The organism is Mycobacterium sp. 1165178.9 (assembly GCF_001673555.1).
In the GTDB taxonomy this organism is placed as follows: domain Bacteria; phylum Actinomycetota; class Actinomycetes; order Mycobacteriales; family Mycobacteriaceae; genus Mycobacterium.
This window is the reverse complement of the sequence record NZ_LZMB01000095.1, coordinates 1-19,162: the sequence shown is the minus strand read 5'-3', so window position 1 is coordinate 19,162 and position 19,162 is coordinate 1. Positions and strand designations below refer to the sequence as shown.

General features: G+C 64.6%; 10 protein-coding genes. 6 read left to right on the top strand and 4 right to left on the bottom strand.

Annotated elements, in window-relative coordinates; genetic code table 11:
* Positions 1–689, top strand: a 689-nt coding sequence (locus A5652_RS04860) for an alpha/beta fold hydrolase (RefSeq protein WP_067347187.1), incomplete at its 5' end; no start/stop codon positions are given.
* Between the two features lie 17 nt (positions 690–706).
* Here A5652_RS04860 and A5652_RS04855 read toward each other — a convergent pair.
* Complete coding sequence (locus A5652_RS04855; RefSeq protein ID WP_067347185.1) at positions 707–1,180, bottom strand: hypothetical protein; 474 nt, start codon at positions 1,178–1,180, stop codon at positions 707–709.
* Positions 1,181–1,216: 36 nt separating this feature from the next.
* Between A5652_RS04855 and A5652_RS04850 the strand changes: the two genes are divergently transcribed.
* From A5652_RS04850 to A5652_RS04840, 3 genes are read left to right on the top strand one after another with little or no spacing between them, the layout of a single operon-like run.
* Positions 1,217–2,515: an NADH-ubiquinone oxidoreductase-F iron-sulfur binding region domain-containing protein gene (locus A5652_RS04850; RefSeq protein ID WP_067347183.1), complete on the top strand. Its 1,299-nt coding sequence runs from the start codon at positions 1,217–1,219 to the stop codon at positions 2,513–2,515.
* Positions 2,512–2,808, top strand: coding sequence for a ferredoxin (locus A5652_RS04845; protein WP_067347180.1), 297 nt, complete (start codon positions 2,512–2,514; stop codon positions 2,806–2,808). Before A5652_RS04850 ends, A5652_RS04845 begins: the two co-directional genes overlap by 4 nt.
* Before the next feature lie 21 nt (positions 2,809–2,829).
* The gene (locus A5652_RS04840) at positions 2,830–4,005 is read left to right on the top strand and encodes an acyl-CoA dehydrogenase family protein (RefSeq protein WP_067347178.1); all 1,176 of its coding nucleotides are present in this window, start codon (positions 2,830–2,832) and stop codon (positions 4,003–4,005) included.
* A 14-nt stretch (positions 4,006–4,019) separates the two neighbouring features.
* On the opposite strand, the gene A5652_RS04835 is transcribed toward A5652_RS04840, so the two are convergent.
* From A5652_RS04835 to A5652_RS04825, 3 genes are read right to left on the bottom strand one after another with little or no spacing between them, the layout of a single operon-like run.
* A complete protein-coding gene (locus A5652_RS04835; protein ID WP_067347176.1) occupies positions 4,020–4,976 on the bottom strand; it encodes an LLM class F420-dependent oxidoreductase in 957 nt (318 codons plus the stop codon).
* Between the two features lie 12 nt (positions 4,977–4,988).
* Complete coding sequence (locus A5652_RS04830) at positions 4,989–5,732, bottom strand: hypothetical protein (RefSeq protein ID WP_067347174.1); 744 nt, start codon at positions 5,730–5,732, stop codon at positions 4,989–4,991.
* An 11-nt stretch (positions 5,733–5,743) separates the two neighbouring features.
* On the bottom strand, positions 5,744–6,667 hold the full coding sequence (locus A5652_RS04825; RefSeq protein WP_067347173.1) for an NAD(P)-dependent oxidoreductase: 924 nt from the start codon (positions 6,665–6,667) through the stop codon (positions 5,744–5,746).
* 176 nt (positions 6,668–6,843) lie between these two features.
* Between A5652_RS04825 and A5652_RS04820 the strand changes: the two genes are divergently transcribed.
* Entirely contained in the window at positions 6,844–7,167 is a 324-nt protein-coding gene (locus A5652_RS04820; RefSeq protein ID WP_067347171.1) for a hypothetical protein, read from the top strand.
* Between the two features lie 211 nt (positions 7,168–7,378).
* On the top strand, positions 7,379–19,162 hold an 11,784-nt coding region (locus A5652_RS27415), incomplete at its 3' end, for a BTAD domain-containing putative transcriptional regulator (RefSeq protein WP_067347169.1).

Genomic DNA, 19,162 nt, shown 5'->3' with positions numbered 1-19,162 from the left:
GCGGCGCCTCCGATGTGCAGTTCTACGGACAGAGCGAGTCGCACATGCGCGCCGAGACTCTGCACAAGCTGGTGACCGGCCTGGGCTTCGAGCGCTGCATTCTGGCCGGAGGGTCCGGCGGGGCAAGGGATTCCATGCTGACCACGATGCTCTACCCCGAGATGGTCACCAAGCTCGTGGTGTGGAACATTGTCGGCGGCATTTACGGCACCTTCGTGCTCGGCTCCTTCTACATCATTCCCAGCATCCTCGCGGTGCGCGGCACCGGTATGGACGGCGTGGTGAAGGTGGCCGAATGGCGTGAGCGCATCGAGGAGAACCCGAACAACAAGCAGCGTTTCCTCGACTTCGACAAAGATGAGTTCCTCAAGTTGATGCTGCGCTGGCTCAATGCCTTCGTCTCCAAGCCGGGACAGACGATTCCGGGAGTCGAGGACGAGATGTTCGACCGGGTCAAGGTCCCCACATTGATCATTCGCGGGGGCGAGAACGACATGGATCACCCGAAGCGGACGTCGCTGGAAGTCAGCTGCCTGATCAAGGGATCGAAGCTCATCGATCCGCCCTGGCCCGAGGACGCCTGGGAGCGCGCCTCCGAAGACCGCGCGGCCGGCCGGGTGCAGCATTTCAACATGTTCGACACCTGGGTGCAGGCGGCACCCGCGATTCTCGAATTCCTGGGCTCGTAATGGCGCGAAACGGTGCATTACCGGGTGTAGATGTGGACCTCACAATTGAGCGACGCCTCCAGCGCCGTGTGCACACGGCTTTCCGGAATCCGTTCGAGGTCGGACTCTCGCAGCGTGACGTGCACGATGTCGAATCCGTCATCGCCGGGGGTGCGCTCGATGTCACCGGTCAGCCCGAAAGCGGAGAGCACCCCGTGCGCGTCGTCGTCAGTCCCCCGGCTCACAAAGGTGATCACACCCGGCACCGGCCCGGTGCCGAATACCTTGGTGCACAACTCGATCGCGATGCGTTTGGCCGTCTCGCCATCCTCGGCCGCAATGAGCAGCGCCACCTCGCGACGACTCGCCGGCAGGGATGCGAGGTCGTTTTCGACTACCCCGACGTCGGCCTCGGCCGCAACCTCGAGGAGAGCCGCCATGCCGTCACGTAGTTGCGCAGACGTGAGCACGCTGTCCGGGTCGACGTTGACACGCACCACCGCCGTTCGCATGTGCGCAAGCCTAACTAAGACGATGGCAGGCCAGCCGTGAGCACCACTGAATCCACCAAGGTCACCACCGCCAGCGCACCGGGGTGCTCACCGCGGCTGCTGAGCGAGCAGACCGGTCGGGAAGACTTGGCGTCCTATCGAAAGCTCGGCGGCTACCAGCCCCTCGCCGATGCCGATGAATTCCTGAGCGAGGTCGAATCCAGCGGTCTGGTCGGGCGTGGGGGTGCGGCGTTTCCGCTGGCGGTGAAGCTGCGGGCGGTGCGCGACAACGGATCCTTGGTGGGCGCCCCTGTCGTCGTCGCGAATGGCGAAGAGGGAGAACCGGCTTCGGTCAAGGACCGCTGGTTGCTACGCAACCGGCCTCACCTGGTCCTGGACGGACTGCGGCTCGCCGCGACGATCGTGGCCGCTGACCGCGCCTGCATCTACGTCTCCGACCAGGAATCGGCGCACAGCGTCGAAGCCGCGCTCGGCGAGCTGGATCCCGGCGCGCTCGGCGTCACTATCGACATGCTCACCGTGCAGCCGGGATACGTGGCCGGCGAAGAGACCGCGGCGGTTCGTGCCATCAACGGCGGCCCGGCCAAGCCGACAGACAAACCGCCGCGGCCCTTCGAGGCGGGAGTCGATGACCGGCCCACGTTGGTGAGCAATGTCGAGACTCTGGCGAACCTGCCCTACTTGCAAAGCCACGGCTCGGGTGACTATCGGTCTCAAGGCACGACACTGTCGCCGGGGACCTTCCTGGCCACCATTACCGGGGGCGGTAAGCCGCCGGTCCTCTACGAACTCCCCCACGGCCTGGCGTTCACTGAATTGCTTGCTTTGCATGGTGTTTCGTCCGACGCCGTACACGGGGCGTTGATGGGCGGCTACTTCGCCGGCCTGCTCAATCGCTCCGTGCTGGAGACGACGCTAGACCACGAGACGATGCGTCGTGTCGGCAGCGGTCTGGGCTGCGGCGCGATCTCGATCATCACCGACGACTGTCCCGTTGCGGTGGCGGCATCGGTGCTCGCGTACTTCGACCGCGAAAACGCCGGGCAGTGCGGATCGTGCTTCAACGGGACGGCGGCGATGGCCGCGGCCGCCGGGGCGCTGCGCGACGGCGCTGCGACGACAGAAGATGTCCAACGGTTGCGCCGTTGGTCGGTGCTGCTGCGTGGACGCGGCGCGTGTGCGACGCTGGATGCCGCTACCAACGTCGCCGCCAGCCTGCTCGATCAATTCCCGGACGAAGTCAGCATGCATCTCGACGGCAGGTGCCCGGACTGTGCACGCGACGCGTTCCGCGCGGACCGTCCCTACGAGGCGGAACCTGTGAGGCAAGCATGAAAATTCGCCTGGACCGCACCATTTGCGACGGCTTTGGCATCTGCGCCAGGCACGCGCCGGGATACTTCTCGCTAGACGACTGGGGATACGCATCCCTCATCGGGGACGGCACGGTGGCCGGGCCGGATCGCGACGCGGTCATGCGGGCGCTGCTCGACTGCCCCGTGCACGCCATCACCGAAATCGGTCAGCGCACCAACCGCGCTTCTCAGCCTCCGCTCGCCGACACCGAGGATCCGGCCGAACACCTCAAAACCGAAGAGAACGAGGCGGAGTGGGGATTCACGCGCTGAGGCGACCGGGAAAGTAGTTCCGTGCAACTCACCTTTGACGCCGACGTGGAAGCGTTTCGCGCGGAGTTCGTGAGCTTCCTGACCGACCATCTCCCGACCCAGGCCCAGGCCGCGGAGCGGCCCTCGTCGACCTCGCACGTGCCCGAATGGTCGCGCCGCTGGCAACGGCTCCAGTTCGACCATGGGTGGCTGTTGCCGGGCAACCCGCCGGAGTTCGGCGGCCGCAACGCAAACATACTGCAGCAGTTCGTACATCGCGAGGAGTTGTCGCGCCGCCGGATCTATCACTGCTTCAATCCGCAGGGGGTCGGCATCATTGCGGCGTCGCTGTTGTCCTTCGGCACCGAGGAGCAGAAGCAGCGATGGGCCGTCCCGATCCTGCGAGCCGAGAAGACCGCGTCGCTGGGAATGAGCGAACCCGCAGCCGGCTCCGACCTCGCTGGGTTGCGGACCAAGGCGGAGTTGATCGGCGATGAGTTCGTGGTCAACGGACAGAAGGTGTGGACGTCTGGCGCTCATGACGCCGACGTCATGCTGACCTTCGTTCGCACGGACCCAAAGGCCCCCAGGCACAAGGGAATCAGCGCGCTGCTCATCCCGACCGATAGCCCCGGGCTGGTGCGTCGCCCCTTCCCCTCGGTGTATGACCGTGACGAGTTGGACTTCAACGAGGTCTTCTTCAACGATGTCCGGGTCCCCACGGACAACCTGGTCGGCCCGCTCAACAGTGGGTGGCAGGTGGCTAACGGCTCCCTCGGCCACGAGCGCACCCTGATGTGGATGGCCTTCGCGAACCGGCTCGAGCAGCTGCTCGAGGACTACCGGCCGGCGGACGCGGTGAACGCGGACCACTACGCGACCATTGTGATGGACTATTACGCGCTGCGGCTGCTCGGTTCGGCCGCGCTGGGGCGAGCGGCCCGGGGCGAGGTAGACGTGGCCGCATTGTCCGTGTTGAAGGTCTTCGGTTCGGAGGCCGAGCAGAGCGCGCTGCGGCACGCACTGGACGCGACGGGGGGCGAGGGTTTACGCGACAAAGTGCTCACGGCCCCGTACAACCCTTACGCCCCCGATCTTTTCACCGCCAGCTGGTTTGCGCGCTATATCAGCAGCTACGCGGGCACGATCGCGGGCGGCACCTCGGAGATTCAGCGCAACATCATCGCCCAGCGCGTCCTCGGACTGCCGGCGCGCTGATCTTAAGCGGGCGCTCACACACTTGGACACAGGGACGACAGGAACTCCTGAGTGCGACGCCGCGATTTGGTCCGCTCGCCGATGTCCTTGCCCAGCGGCACGATTCGCACCGCGAGGTCGGTGACGCCCGCGTCGCGATACCGGTTCAGCCGATCGAGGACGGCCGCCTCGTCACCGGTCGCCATCGTGTCGCCGACGTCTTGGGCGTCACCGTGCTGTAGCAGCCGCACATAGTTCGGCGAGAAGTCGGCGTGCCCGAGCACCTCGCTGGCGTAGCCGCGAGCATCGTCGGTCTCGTTGTTCGAGCATAGAGCGACGGGAACCCCGGCGACGATCCGTGGCGAGGGCCGACCGGCCCGGTCAGCCGCCGCGGTAATACGCGGAACGACGTGGTCTGCGATTGCCCGCTCGTCCGCCATCCAGAGAATGGTCCCGCCGGACCGCTCCCCGGCGAGCTGCAGCATTGTCGGGCCGAGCGCCGACAATAAGACTGGCATTTCCAACCAGTCCGTGACATCGACCGGCGAATGGACGCAGTAGGTTTCGTTGTCGACGTCGACGCTCCCGGGTCCGGCGAAGGCAGCGCCGAGCACGTCGAGGTAGTTATCCATCAGGCGTGCCGGGCGATCGTAGGGCAATCCAAGTTGAGAGTTGACGATCCAATGGTGCGAGGGCCCAATGCCGAGTGTGAACCGCCCGCCGCATACGACCTGGGTGGTCAACGCTTGTTGCGCCAGGATCATCGGATGGCGAGTCTGAATCGGCACGACGGCCGTTCCGATCTCGATACGATCGGTGGCCTGTCCGATCAGGGCTACGGCGGTCATCGCGTCGAGGTAGCCGGGGACCTGGGGCATCCAAAACGCGGTGAAACCGTCGGTTTCGGCTACGACACCATCATCGACCAGCCCGGCTAGCCGATCGGCACGCGAACGCTCCTTGTCAGAACCGACCATCAAACCGATGCGCACGCGACCTCTTCCCTATGGCACATAGCGATCCCACTCGTACGGAACGATCGCGAAAAAGGGTGCGGCGAACAAAGGTTCAATGTCCGACTCGGCCCACCGGGCCTTGAGCGGCGGGCGCAGCCTTAGCGCGGTGGCGATCGGATCGTCATCGAGAAAGCAGTATGTGATCGTCTGATTCTCTCGCGCACTGGCCAAGCTGGCGTCGACCCGAAGCGATAGTGCGGACCAGACGCCAGCGACTCCGTCGACTTCGAGTAGTGGATTCGGCGATGCCGATCCTCGCTCGACCAACACGAGCACCCCCCGGACGGGCAGCCAGGGCAGGACGTCCGACCCGAGCTTGACGCGCGGCGCGGCCGCTTTGCGTTGCACCGCATACACGCCGCGCTCCACTGGTGGCAGCAGCGGGAGTTTACGGCCAGCGTTGCCCAATGCCGTTGACAGCTCGTTGAAATCCTGTAGCCCGGCCGTGCCGGTGAAGAAGTAGGTCATCACGTGGTCGACGGCGTCCAAGGGCCCGTCGCTGATCGCGCGGGCGGAACGACAGGCCGGCGTGGACACCAGGCGCAATGAGGCGCGCACCGCGGCCAACCGGTGCTGCTCGGGGCGGTGGTCCAGGGTGTGCCAGCGTAGGTACTCCGCGTCCTTGCCGTCGGGGTGCCGGGTCGCCATGGAGACGAACAGGGTGGTGATCTCGCCACTGCCGGTGGCAACAATCTCGGTGACCTCATCCGACGGCGCGCCGGGAAGATGCATAGCCTTGGTCCTCAAGCTCTCGTCGAATCGTGCTGGGGCAGTTGAATTTCGGGATGGCGAGCCGCGACCATGCGCCGGAACCCCTCTCGCCACGGCACCTTCGTGCGCCCGAGGACGTCGTGCATGTGGGTAACGTCGGGCCACAGCGGGGTATGCGCCTGGTCTGTGTACTCGAAGATCGGCTCGACACCGACCAACTCACCCATGAACGCGCAATACTCCTCGGCGCTGACCGTCTCGCTACCGGCCCAGTTCACCACGACGGGCGGCACCGCGGCGACCTCCATCGCACGGATGCCGAGTTCCACGTAGTCGTCTTCATAGATGGGGTTGTAGTTGTTCGGCTTGTCCGGATGCAGCCGAATGGGCTTGCCCGCCAAGATCGCATCGAGACGATCGGCGGGTGCACCGCCCTGGGGGCCATATGTCGAACAAATCCGGATGATCGTCAGCGGAACCTGGTGACGCTTGGCGATCCAGCTGCACACCGCCTCGGCCGCAACCTTGGAGAAGCTGTAGTTCGCCCGCAGGGGCGCCCCCGGCGGATCGGTCTCGGTCAGCGGTCGGTGGCCCTGGTAGGCGTAGATCGAGCCGGTAGAGCAGAAGACGAAACCCTGCGCGGCGCGGCAGTGGTACAGCAAGTCGCCCGATGCCTGTGCGTTTGTTTCCACGCACCGGTTCCAGTCGTCCGCACCGGGGTCCACGGCCGCGTGGAACACGTAGGTGAAATCGTCCGCTAAAGCGGAGAAGTCGCCGACCCCGACGTCCAGCGCCACGGGTTGGATCCCGGCGTCCACGAGTTTTTGCCGGGCCGCGGGATCCTCGAGGCGAGCGGCGCCCCATACCTCGTTTCCCGCCGCCGCCAGGGCACGCGCTATGGGGAACGCGATCTTGCCGGTCGCGCCGGTGATCAGAATCTTCTCTGCGTCGAGCAACCAGCCCTCCGAATGTTAAGTACTTGATATCGCGTTTGGAGCATAACCTCCGGCCGAACGTAAATGCCACGCCAGACCGGCTCGCTGCTGTTTCGCTGCGGAACCTGGCCGTGGCGGTATCGACGGAATAAGCTGTGACCAGCCAGCGTGGGGATGGCGCCAAGGGGAGGCCCACCATGAGGTGGTTTTTTGGTCGTCTGACAGCTGTCATTGCCGTTGCCTTCGTGCCGATGGCGGCCGCGGTCATCGCGACGCCGGCCATCAGCTCGGCGGATTGCGATCCCAACATGTCGTTCAACGTCGCGACGTGGGAATGCAAACCGATGGCGGGCCCGCCAGCGTGGTACGCAGCCCCACCTGCATATGCACCGCCGTTCGCCGCGCAGGACGTGCCGCCACCCCCTCCGCCACGGCCATGGTGGTCACCGAACGAACCCATGTGGAATGCCGGCTTTCACCAATGGGGTACCTATTTCACCGGCACCTGGGTGCCGTACTGAAAATTCGCGAGCCGCCTTTGCCCCAAGTTAGCTGGCTGACGGTGGGCGGCGCCTTTACTCGATCTTGACCAGGCATTGAATCGCACCACCGACGATTGCCAATGTGAGTACGCTTCCATGGGTGGAGCTGGGGGTTTTAGGACCTCTCCACGTCCGGCAAGGCGGGGCGCCCGTCAGCATCCCGGGCGCCAAGCCTCGCGCCATCCTCACGATGCTCGGGTTGCACGGCGGTTCGGTCGTGTCCGCGCACACCCTGGTGGAGTTGCTCTGGGGCGAGGATCCGCCACGCACCGCCGTCAAGGCCTTACAGACCCACATCTCCGCGCTTCGTCGCACCCTGGGCGACGGTTTTGTCTTGACCGAGGGAGCAGGCTGGACGCTCGCCGAGAGCGAGGTTGATGCCTCGCTCTACACATCGGCAGCCCGATCGGGGCGCGAGGCTGCCGCCGCCGGCGACAACAGCCAAGCGGTGACCCGTTTCGAGGAAGCTCTTGCCCTGTGGCGCGGAATCCCCGAACTACCCGATGGCAGGCGCGGAACGTCGGAAAAGACGCGGTGGATCGAGGGCCACGCCACGCTCATTGAGGACAGGGCAGAGGCCCTGCTGGCCACGGGTCGCGCCGCGGAAGTGATCGGCGATCTCGAAGCCGCGGTGGCTGACGCTCCTCTGCGGGAAAGGCGATGGGGCCAGCTGATGCTCGCCCTCTACCGCGCCGGACGACAAGGCGAAGCTCTGGCCGCTTTCCAACGGGCACGATCGCTGCTTGCCGCCGAGCTGGGCGTCGATCCCGGGCCAAACCTTCGCAAGCTCGAGGCTGCGATCGTCGCGCAGGACGCGTCGCTGGATATCGCTGTGGCACAACAGGCTCCGTCGGTGACCCGCGCCGTGACCTTTCTGCTCACCGACATCGAGGGGTCAACCGCCGCGTGGGAGGCAGACGCCGACGCCATGGCGGTGGCACTTGCACGCCACGACGAGCTCATCGAACAGGTCGTCACGTCTCAGGGGGGACGGCTGATCAAAACTCGTGGCGAAGGCGATGCCACGTTCTCGGTCTTCGAGCGGCCGTCGGCGGCGGCCGCCGCGGCGATCGAGCTGCAGGAAGCGATCGGCAGAGAGCCGTGGTCGCTGCGGGAGCCTCTGCGCATCCGCATGGCCTTGCACACCGGCGAGGTGGAGCTGCGCGATGGCGACTACTTCGGTAGGGCGGTCAACCGCGTCGCCCGGCTGCGGTCACTCGCCGTGGGCGGGCAAATCCTTTGCTCGGGCGCGACCGCCGAGCTCGTCATCGACTCGCTGCGCGATGACGTCGTGCTCACCGATCTCGGGATGCGCGAGCTCCGCAACCTGGCCCGCCCGGAACACGTTTTCGAGCTTCGGCTGCAGACCGCCGACGATCATCGTCAGGCAGTGCCACCCGATACGCCCCTCGAGCGCCCCAGCCTGCCCGCGGTGCTGGCCGGCCCGGGGCCATTCGTCGGCCGCGAGCACGAATTCGCACGCCTTTTTGCCGCGTGGCAGACATCGCTCGTCGGTGCCACGAACGCGGTGCTGATCGCCGGCGAACCAGGTGTCGGCAAGACGCGTCTGGCCGGGGAATGGTCGCGACAGGCCTACGACCAAGGCGCCCTGGTGATTTATGGCCGCTGCGACGAAGATCTCGGCGCGCCCTACCAACCATTCGCCGAGGCGCTCCGGGCGCTCGTACCGTGCCTCGGCAGCAGTCGGCTCCGCGGACTGCGCGGCGCGGAGGCACTGCTCCCACTGGTTCCCGGACTCACCGATCTTGTGCCCGATCTGGCAGCGCCTGCCCGCGCCGATCCGGACACCGAACGCTACGCACTGTTCGACGCTGTCGTCGCGCTGTTGGGACTCGCCTCCGGGAGCGCCCCCGTCGTGCTGGTCCTTGATGACCTGCACTGGGCAGCCAAACCGACGCTGCTGCTATTACGGCATCTCCTGCGTTTCGGCGAGCGCGGCCGCGTTCAGGTCCTCGGCACATATCGCAGCACCGACCTCGACCGCTCCCATCCCCTGGCGGCGACACTCGCCGACCTGCACCGCGACGGCACGGCTAGCCGCATTGCGCTCGGCGGGCTGGACGAGGATGACGTCACCACATATGTCGCCGAGGCGGGCTACGACGACGAAGAGCTGGCGCGAGCGCTGGCATCGGTCACAGGAGGCAACCCGTTCTTCCTCATCGAGGCACTGCGCCACGTCGACGAGAGCGGCGGCCATTGGGATCCGGGCACCCTGCCGCAAGGGGTTCGGGAGGCCGTGAGCCGCCGACTTACCCGGCTGCCGGCAGAGACGAACAAGGCCCTCGCGGCGGCCGCCGTCGTCGGCAGCCGGTTCGGCTTGGAACTGGTCGAGCGCGTGGTCGAGGCTGACCTCGTCGACGCGTTCGACGAGGCTTGTAAGGCCGGCATCGTGATCGAGGAGTCCAGCGGTCACTATCGGTTCAACCACGCCATCGTCCGGCAGTCGCTGCTTGCCGAGCTGCCGTCTGTACGCCGGCTACGGCTGCACCAGCGCATCGCCACGACACTGGAGAACGAGCCCGGCGCGGACGACGAGCTGCTCGCTGAACTGGCGCATCATTATTTCGAATGTGCTTGGGCGGGAAACGCGGCCAAGGCCGTCGAGTACTGCCGGCGTGCTGCGGACCAGGCGATGGCCCGCCTCGCCTACGAGGGGGCCGCCGACCTCTACGACCGCGCCCACCACGCGCTGGAGGAGATCGATGACGAACTCCCCGACCGTGACGACCAAGTAGCCACGGTACTGATCGCTCGGTGCGAGGCACTGCTAGCGGCGGGTGACGTCGCGTCGGCGGCCGGCGCGGTTGCGCAACTGCAGGAAGCGACGCGCGATTCGGCTCGGTTGGCCGCCTGGGCAACGTGCTTCGATGGCCAACTTTCGATGTTGGTGCACCCCGAGCGACTGGACGAGATCGAATCCGCGGTGGGCGCAGCCGCCGGCAAGCTGGCCGAACTGGACGACGCGGCCGGAGAAGCCATGGCGCACACCGTCCGTGCGACGTGCCTCGCCCGGCTGGGGAGAATCGGCGACTGCGAAATCGCGCTGGACGACGCTCTGACCGCGGCGCGACGCGCGCGTGAGCACCGGCGGGTGAATGCAGTTCTAGCGAATGCGCCGCTTGCGGCGCTGTGGGGGCCCAATCCCGTTCCGCGCGCTGGCGGGCGGTGCCTCGATGTGGTGCGGCTGCTTCGGATCACGACCGACTCCCCCGCGGTCGAGGCGACGTCGACACGATGCCAGGCGATGTTGGAGGCCTTTCGTGGACGCGCCGCGGCAGCCCGACGGATGATCGATTCGGCCCGGCGCACGGTTACCGAACTCGGCCTGCGCCATGCCCTTCTGGAGGTCCAGCAGTTCGCCGGCATCGTCGAGCTCGTCGTCGGCGATCCGGTTGCGGCCGAGCCGTATTTACGCCAGGCCTACAACGGTTTTCGTCGCATGGGCCTCGATGCCGATACAGCCGAGACCGCCGCGCTGCTCGGCCGCGCGTGCCTCGCACTCGACCGAGTTGACGAGGCCGACCAATTGTGTACGGAGAGTGAGCGTCTCGCCGGACACGCCCTGAAGGCATCGATCGCCTGGCGCACGCTCAGGGCGCGGCTGCTTTCGCGTGGCAATGACCACGACGAGGCTCGGCGGGTCGCTGAGGCTGCCGTCAGTCTGGCCGAGCACACTGACGCGTTAGTTGATCACGGCGACGCCTGCTTAACACTGGCCACGGTCTTGGGCGCCGCAGGCAACGTCGCCGGGGCTCGAGCCGCCGCCGGGCGAGCGGCGGACCTTTACGAACGGAAAGGCGCTGCGGCACTTGCCGAGCGGGCACGCCTCGTTCTGGGCAAGCCGGTCCCGACTGCCGTGGCACCACCCGAACCGCCGGCTGTTGAGATTCACACACCGGCCGTCCAAACGAGCGAACGCGTCATGGCCGCTATCCATCGTGAGGACTGGGACGAATTCGAGCGGCTGTTCGCACCCGACGGCTCTATAGAGAGTCGGCGGAAAATTGTCGGCTTCAAGCGGACCGAGTTCCGGTCGAACGAGGTGATGCATCAGACGAGGCGCGATCTCGAGACGGGGATCATGCGGGTGGACCATGTCGTTATTGCCGTGCGAGGCGAGCGCCTCGCTCTCGCTCGAATCACGCTGGGCACGGTCGATGTGACCGCCGGAGCGCCGCAGGACGAATTACTCCAGCTATACGGCATCGACAACGAGGGCCGAATCACGTGGCAAGTGTGGTTCGACCTCGACGATATGGACGCCGCGATCGCCGAACTCGACGCGGCGGACGCGCTTCAGATTGCTAAGGGCCCACCCGAACCGCCGTCGAGCGCCGAATTGGTCAATGCGTGCGTGCGGGTAATCCGCCAGGTTGAAACGGCCGCTAACCGCGAGGCCTGGGACGAGTATGAGGACCTGTACGCACCAAACGTGCTCGTCGAGAGCCACCGCAAGTTGACGGGCTTCACCCAGCGCGACCTTCCCTCGGCCAACTGGCCACAAGTGGCGAGACGTCGCGGCGTGGCACGAAGTCGAGATGTGGTTATCGCCGTCCGAGGCGATCGATTGGCTCTCATTCGAGTGGAGGTCAGCACAGACGACGAGAGGCCTGGGGCGCCAATCGACGAGATGCTCGCAATATTGGGCATCGACAACGAGGGTCGAATCGCGCTGCAGGTGTTTTTCGATAGCGACGACATGGACGCCGCCGTCGCCGAGCTCGACGCCAGGCAAAGCCAATTCGAGGCGGGGAGTGTCGAGCCAGATAACGCGTGCGTGCGAGTAATCGGCCGACTCGACGCCATCCTCGACCGCGAGGCCTGGGACGAGGCCGAGGAGCTTTTCGCACCCGTCATCTCCCACGAGAACCGCCGGAAGATAGTCGGCTATCCACGAATTGACTTGTCGCAGAAGCAATATGTAAGTGCAGGCCGAAGGGGGCGCAAGGTCGGCCCCATGCGTCATCGCCACACGGTCCTCGCCGTGCGCGGCGAGCGCCTAGCTATCTCTCGATTGGAGATAGGCACCGCGGACCTGACTCTCGCTGCGCCCCAAGACGAGATGCTCGAGATCATCGGCCTCGATGCGGACGGTCGAATCTCACTGCAGGTGTTTTTCGATAGCGATGATATGGACGCCGCCGTTGCGGAACTCGATGCCGCGTACGCTCTCCAGACTCCCGAGGCGCGACCCGAAGGGCCCAGCGTCAACGCCTGTGTGCGAGTAATGCGTCAGGTTGAGGTGGCCACCAAGCGCGAGGCATGGGACGAGTTAGAGGAGTTGTACGCGCCCGACATCTTCGTCGAGAGTCGCCGCAAGATAACGGGCTTCACCCAGCGCGATCTTTCGCCGGGCGACTGGCTAAGTGTCTCGAGACGTAGCGGCGCGGCGCGGGGCCAAGCATCGGTCATCGCCGTCCGAGGCGATCGCTTGGCTCTCATTCGGTTGAAGGTCACTACCGAAGACCAGAGCCCTGGCGCACCGGTCGACGAGATGCTCGCGTTGTTGGGCATCGACAACGAGGGCCGAATCTCGCTCATGGTGTGGTTCGACAGCGGCGACATGGACGCCGCTGTAGCCGAGCTCGACGCAAGGCAAAGCCAATTCGAGGCGTCGAGCTCACTAGCACCGCAGCTCGACAATGCGGCAAGCCAAATAACCGAGCGCCTCCAGGCGCGCTTCGCGGCCCGCGACTGGACGGCGGTGACCGAGATGCTGGCCGAGGACGTTTTCAGTGACGACCGCCGTCGAGTAGTGAACGCGGGGATCAGGCGGGGTCGGGATGCCGCAATCCAAGACGCACGCGCGAACGCCGAAGTAGGCATTAGGGGCATAGCGTCGACCGTCATCGCGACGCGCGGCGAGCGCCTCGTCCTTCGCCGTGCCCGATACTCAGGCGAGGCTTTCCACACCGATATCCTCACCGTCTTCGAGATTGGCGGCGACGACCGGGTCGTGGCACGGGTCGTGTTCGATCTCGACGACTTCGCTGCCGCCATAGCCGAACTCGACGCCCGCTACCTCGCCGGCGAAGCGGCACCTTACGTGCAGACATGGGCCGCTCTCACGGGGGCTTTTGCCGCAATGAACAGGCACGAACTCCCCCAGCTGACTCCGGACTTGGTTAATATCGATCACCGGCACGGAGCCGCGTTCGCGCCCGGCGACATGACCGCATTCGTCCACGATTTATTTGATGACACACCGAATATCAAGTGCCACATCCAGGCTGTTCACCGCCTGAGCGGCCGCGGAGCTGTCATTACCCAAGCGCTGCACGGGAACTCGCAACAAGGCCTCGACGCCGAGTGGCAAAACATCGGCGTGTTCACATTCGAAGGCGAAAAAATCAGCCGCGTAGAGATTTTCGACGAGGAAGACCTCGACGCCGCGCTCCTGAGGTTTGAGGAACTGCACCCTCAGACGCATCCACTGGAAAACGCGGCAAGCCAGGTGGCCGAGCGCTACTCGGCACATTTCGCATCTCGCGACTGGGATACGTTGGGAAAGGTACTGGCCGTCGACTTCGCACTCGAGGATCGTCGGCGGGTCGTCAACGCAGGTACCCGGCACGGTCGGGACGGCGAGATCGCGAACCTGCGGGCGATGGCCGAGGCCGGGTTCACGCACATGACGTCCGTCATGGTCGCAGTCCGCGGAGAGCGTCTGGTCCTCGGGTGCTCATCCGGGAACACCGCGTCCGAGGAGTTCCATAACGATGCGCTCGGCGTCGTTGAAATTAACTCTGACAATCAGATCGCGGCAGTCGTGGTGTTCGATCTCGACGACTTCGACGCCGCCGTAGCCGAACTCGATGCGCGCTACCTCGCGGGCGAGGCGGCCGCCCATGCGCGCACGTGGTCTCTCATCGCTCAGGGTTACGCCGCGCAGGCACAACGCGAGCTCCCCGCGATGACGCCCGACTGTGTGACTATTGATCATCGCCGCGCGAAGGCCTTCGCGCCCGGCGAGATGGCCGCATACATCCGTGCCGGGTGGGACCTCGACCAGACCATCCGCACCTACGTAGAGGTTGTGCACCGACTTAATGATCTCGGAGCGGTTTGCGCCTACCGCGGGCACGGCGTTTCGCAAGAGGGCTTCGACGCCGAGTGGCGGGAGATCGCCGTTACGATAGTCGAAGGCGAAATGGTCAGCCGCTGTGAGCTATTCGACGAAGTGGACCTGGACAGCGCATTAACGAGGTTTGAGGAGCTCAGCCGACCGACACCGCGACTCGAAAATGCGGCAAGCAAAGTGCACGAACGCTCCAACGCGTGCTTCATGGCTCGCGACTGGGCTGCCCTTGCAGAGACATTCGCCGATGACATTACGACGCAGGATCGCCGTCGAGTCATAGGGCATGCTGTGGGGCACGGTCGAGACGCGGTGGTGGCTAACGGTCGGGCAATCATCGACTTCGGGATGACGAACGTGACGTCGACCGTTGTTGCGATCCGCGGCAACCGCCTTGTCCTCGCGCGTGCGCGTTACTCGGGCCCCGATGAACAGCCCGGGGCATTCCACACGGACGTACTCAACGTCGTGGAGAGCGACGCCGACAACCGGATCGCGATGCTTTTTATCTTCGATCCCGACGACCTCGGCGGAGCCCTCGCCGAGCTCGACGCCCGCTATCTCGCCGGCGAAGCGGCACCGTACGCGAACGCGTGGTCCGTCATTGCAGGTGGCCACGCCGCGCTCAACCGGCGCGAGCTTCCGCCGATAACGTCGGACTGCGTGAGCATGGATCATCGTCGGGGGTTAGCGTTCGGACCCGGCGAGCTGCCCGCCTACTTCCATGCCGGGTTCGACCTAGGCCACGACATCCGGACCTATGTCGAGGTCGTTCATCGACTGAGCAACCTCGGAGCCATTTGCACGCACGTGGGACACGGTGTTTCGCATGAGGGCTTCGCCGCCGAGTGGCGGGGTGTCGACCTCTTAACTGTCGACGGCGACATGGTCAACCGCTGCGAAGTATTCGACGAGGCAGATCTCGCCACCGCCCTCGCCCGCTTCGATGAGTTACATCCCCGGGACCCACGACTGGAAAACGCGGCAAGTCGTGTATACGAGCGCTTTTGGACGTGCTTTGCGATCCGCGACTGGACCGCCATGACAGAAATCCTGGCCGTCGACATCTGCTCTGACGATCGTCGTCGGGTGGTGAACGGGGGGATCCGACGGGGTCGGGATACCTTCATCGCGGACATTCGTGTGGCCGCCGATGTGGGGACTGCGGACGACATTACGTCGACGGTGATCGCAACACGCGGCGAACGGCTCACCCTCAACCGCATCCGCTCTCAGGCGCTCGAAACCGAACTGTTCAACCTCGTCGAACTCGACGCCACCGAGCGGACCCTGTCATCCGTTGTGGTATTCGACATCGAAGATTTCCACGCCGCCCTCGCGGAACTCGATGCGCGATACCTCGCCGGCGAAGCCGCCGCCCACGCGCGCACGTGGCCGTTGGTCACGAAGGCCTACACCACCCTCAATCGACAAAAGCTGCCGCCGATCACACCGGACTGGATCAATATCGACCACCGGCAGCTCGCATTGATCGAGGCGGGCCATCTGGCCGCATACGTCCGCGACGCTCAGAACGCTTTGCCGGGCAGCATTTACATCGAGGCCGTCCATCGGCTGAGCGATCTCGGAGCGGTCGTCACCCGAGCGGTCAATGCCACGTCGCAAGACGGCTTCGATGCCGAATGGCGAGAGATCGACGTTCTGACGTTCCAGGGCGACCGGATCAACCGTCTTGAGGTCTTCGACGAGACAGCTCTGGACGCCGCGCTCGTGCACTTTGAGAAGCTCCACCCGGAGGCGCGGCAGCTGAAAAGCGCTGCGAAAGAGCGCTTCCTGGCGCACTTCGAGGCCCGCGACTGGGACGCCATGGCGGAGGATTTCGCCGAGGATTACTACAACGACGACCGCCGTCGAGTCGTGAATAGCGGGGTTCGGCGCGGTCGGAAAATCGCAGTCGAAGACCTGCGGGCGGGCGTCGATGTCGGGCTAGTGACGCGCATCGCGGTGGACATCATCGCGACCCGCGGTGAGCGCCTCATCCTCACGCGCGTTCACAATTCGGGCCACAACCACGATGCCGTTCAACTCGATATGCTCCAGGTCGTTGAGTATGACGCTGACGAACGGATCGCGGCCGCCGTAGTGTTCGACCCCGACGACTTCGCGGCGGCGTTCACCGAACTCGACGCGCGATACCTTGCCGGCGAAGCGGCTCCGCACTCGCACGCATGGTCCGTCATCAGCGGGGTCCACGCTGCATTCAACAAGCGCGAGCTTCCCAAGATGCCACCAGAATTACTCGATCATCGACCGCTCGTGACGGTCGAGGCGGGTGACCCCACCGTGAGCATCCGCGGCATGTGGGATTTCACGCCGGACTTGAATATCTATATCGAAGCTGTGCACCGGTTGAGCAATCTCGGCGCAGTCTTCACGCAGGTCTCGCATGGCACGTCGAAAGAAGGCTTCGCCGCCGAGTGGCGAATTGTCGAACTTGTGACGGTGGGGGGTGACCTGGTCAACCGCGGTGAGTTGTTCGAAGAGGGTGACCTCGAGGCGGCTCTCGCCCGCTTTGATGAACTGTGCGCACAGGCACGGCGCCTTGAGAACACCGCCATCCAAGTCAACCAATGCTTCTGGCGCTACTACCGGGATCGCGACTGGGACGCCATGGTGGAGTTACTCATCGACGATTTCATCGCAGACGATCGGCGTCACGTTATAAACGCTGGGGTCCAGCGTGGTCGGGATAACCAAATAGCAGACATGCAAGCCCTCGCTGAGCTTGACGCGACGATTACGTTGGACGTCATTGCAACCCGCGGAGAGCGCCTCGTACTGACTCGTTTCTGTTCCACGAACCGCGACCTCGAACACGGCGAGTTCGGTGTTGCGATGCTCACCATCATGGAGATCGGTGCCGATAGTAAGATCGCAGCAACCATCCTGTTCGACCCCGAGGACTTCGACGCCGCCTTCGAGGAACTCGATAGCCGTTACCTGGCCGGCGAAGCGGCCGCTCACGCGGATACGTGGTCGGTCATCGCGCGGATGTACGCCGCATTCAATCAGCACGAAATCCCCTCAAGAACACCAGATTCGGTATTAATCGACCATCGTCCAGTACAGCACGTCGAGACCGCTGATCTAGGCGAACACATTCGCGCACTATGGGACGTCACTCCTGGCGTCCGGACGTGGATCGAGGCTGTGCATCGCCTAAGCGAACTCGGAGTCGTCCTCACCCACGCGATGAAAGGGACGTCGCCAGAGGGCTTTGACGCCGAGTGGCGGACGATCAATATTTTCACTATCGAAGGTGACCGCCTCGTCCGGTGCGAGGTGTTCGACGAGGCGGACCTGGACGCCGCCCTCGCCCGCTTTGACGAATTGCACCCGCGGGTGCAGCAATTGGAGAACGCGGCAAGCCGAGCAGAGCACCGCTTTTTTGCATACTGGAACTCCCGTAACTGGGCGGCGATGGCCGAGATTCTCACCGAAGACAGTTTCATCGACGACACTCAACGCAACGTGGCGAATGTCGGTTTCTGGGACGGCCGCGATGTCGTGCTCGCAAATATGCGAGCACTTGTCGACGCTGCGGCGCCGGAGATCACAAAGTTGACCGTCATCGCGATCCGTGGGGAGCGCCTCGTCCTCAACCGTAGGCAATCTCCGAACCGCGACCCGCAAAACGGACAGTTCGTCTCCGAAGGGCTCGTTGTCGTTGAGATCGACACCGACGGCCGGATCGCGGCGCACGTCCAGTTCGACGTGGACGACGTCGACGCCGCCTTCGCGGAGCTCGACGCCCGCTATCTCGCCGGCGAGGCGGCCCCTTATGCGCACACGTGGTCGCTCATTGCAGACACCCACGCCACGCTCAACCGGCACGAGATACCGCCAATAGCACCTGGTTTTGTCAACATCGACCACCGGCGCGGGATCGCCTTCGCGCCAGGCGACATCGTCCCGTTCGTCCGCGCCACCTTTGACGACACCCCTGATGTCCGCCACCATATCGTGGCGGTGCATCGACTGAGCGATCTCGGGGCCGTCATCACCCAAGCGCTGCGCGGGACCTCGCGCCAAGGCGTAGACGCCGAGTGGCAGAACATCGCCCTTTTCACATTCGAAGGTGACTTAGCAACCCGCGTCGAGATCTTCGACGAGGAAGAGCTTGACAATGCGCTCGCGCGCTTCGACGAGCTGCATTTACAAACGAGTCGGCTCGAAAACACTGCGGCCCGGGTCAACGAGCGCATGTATAGGTACTTCGCCGCCGACGACTGGGCGGCTATCGCGGACATCTTTGCCGATAACATTGTTTACGACGACCGCCGTCGCGTCGTAAACGGCGGCGTTTGGCGCGGGCGCGATCTCGTAATCGAAAACATGCGAGCGGTAACAGATTTTGCCGTCGAGAATTTGGGGCTTATCGCTACCCGCGGGGAGCGGCTCGCCCTTGCTCGCTGGCGATGGTCAAACAGTGACCGCGCGCCCGAGTCGTTCCACACCGAAGTGCTCTGCCTCGTCGAGGTCGACACCGAAGAGTTGATCGAGGCGCTCATCTCGTTCGACCCCGAAGACTTCAACGCCGCCTTCGAAGAACTCGATACGAGATACCTTGCCGGCGAAGCGACCGCCCACGCGCAGACGTGGTCGGTCGTCATGCAGGCGTATGCCGCGGCCAATCGTCACGAACTCGCTGCGATATCACCGAACATGATCAACATCGACCACCGGAGCCTCGCACTGATCGAGTCGGGCGACCTGACCGCATACCTCCGTAATATTTTCCAGGACATCACTGACCTCAATACGTATTTGGAGACAGTGCATCGGCTCACCGACCGCGGCGCGGTCGTCATCCACGTAGGGACCGGAACGTCAAAAGACGGCTTCGAGGCT

Bases quoted from the DNA above. Each gene is read 5' to 3' on its own strand.
- A5652_RS04845 (WP_067347180.1), top strand. From the start codon at position 2,512: ATGAAAATTCGCCTGGACCGCACCATTTGCGACGGCTTTGGCATCTGC.
- A5652_RS04830 (WP_067347174.1), bottom strand. From the start codon at position 5,732: ATGCATCTTCCCGGCGCGCCGTCGGATGAGGTCACCGAGATTGTTGCC.
- A5652_RS04820 (WP_067347171.1), top strand. From the start codon at position 6,844: ATGAGGTGGTTTTTTGGTCGTCTGACAGCTGTCATTGCCGTTGCCTTC.
- A5652_RS04855 (WP_067347185.1), bottom strand. From the start codon at position 1,180: ATGCGAACGGCGGTGGTGCGTGTCAACGTCGACCCGGACAGCGTGCTC.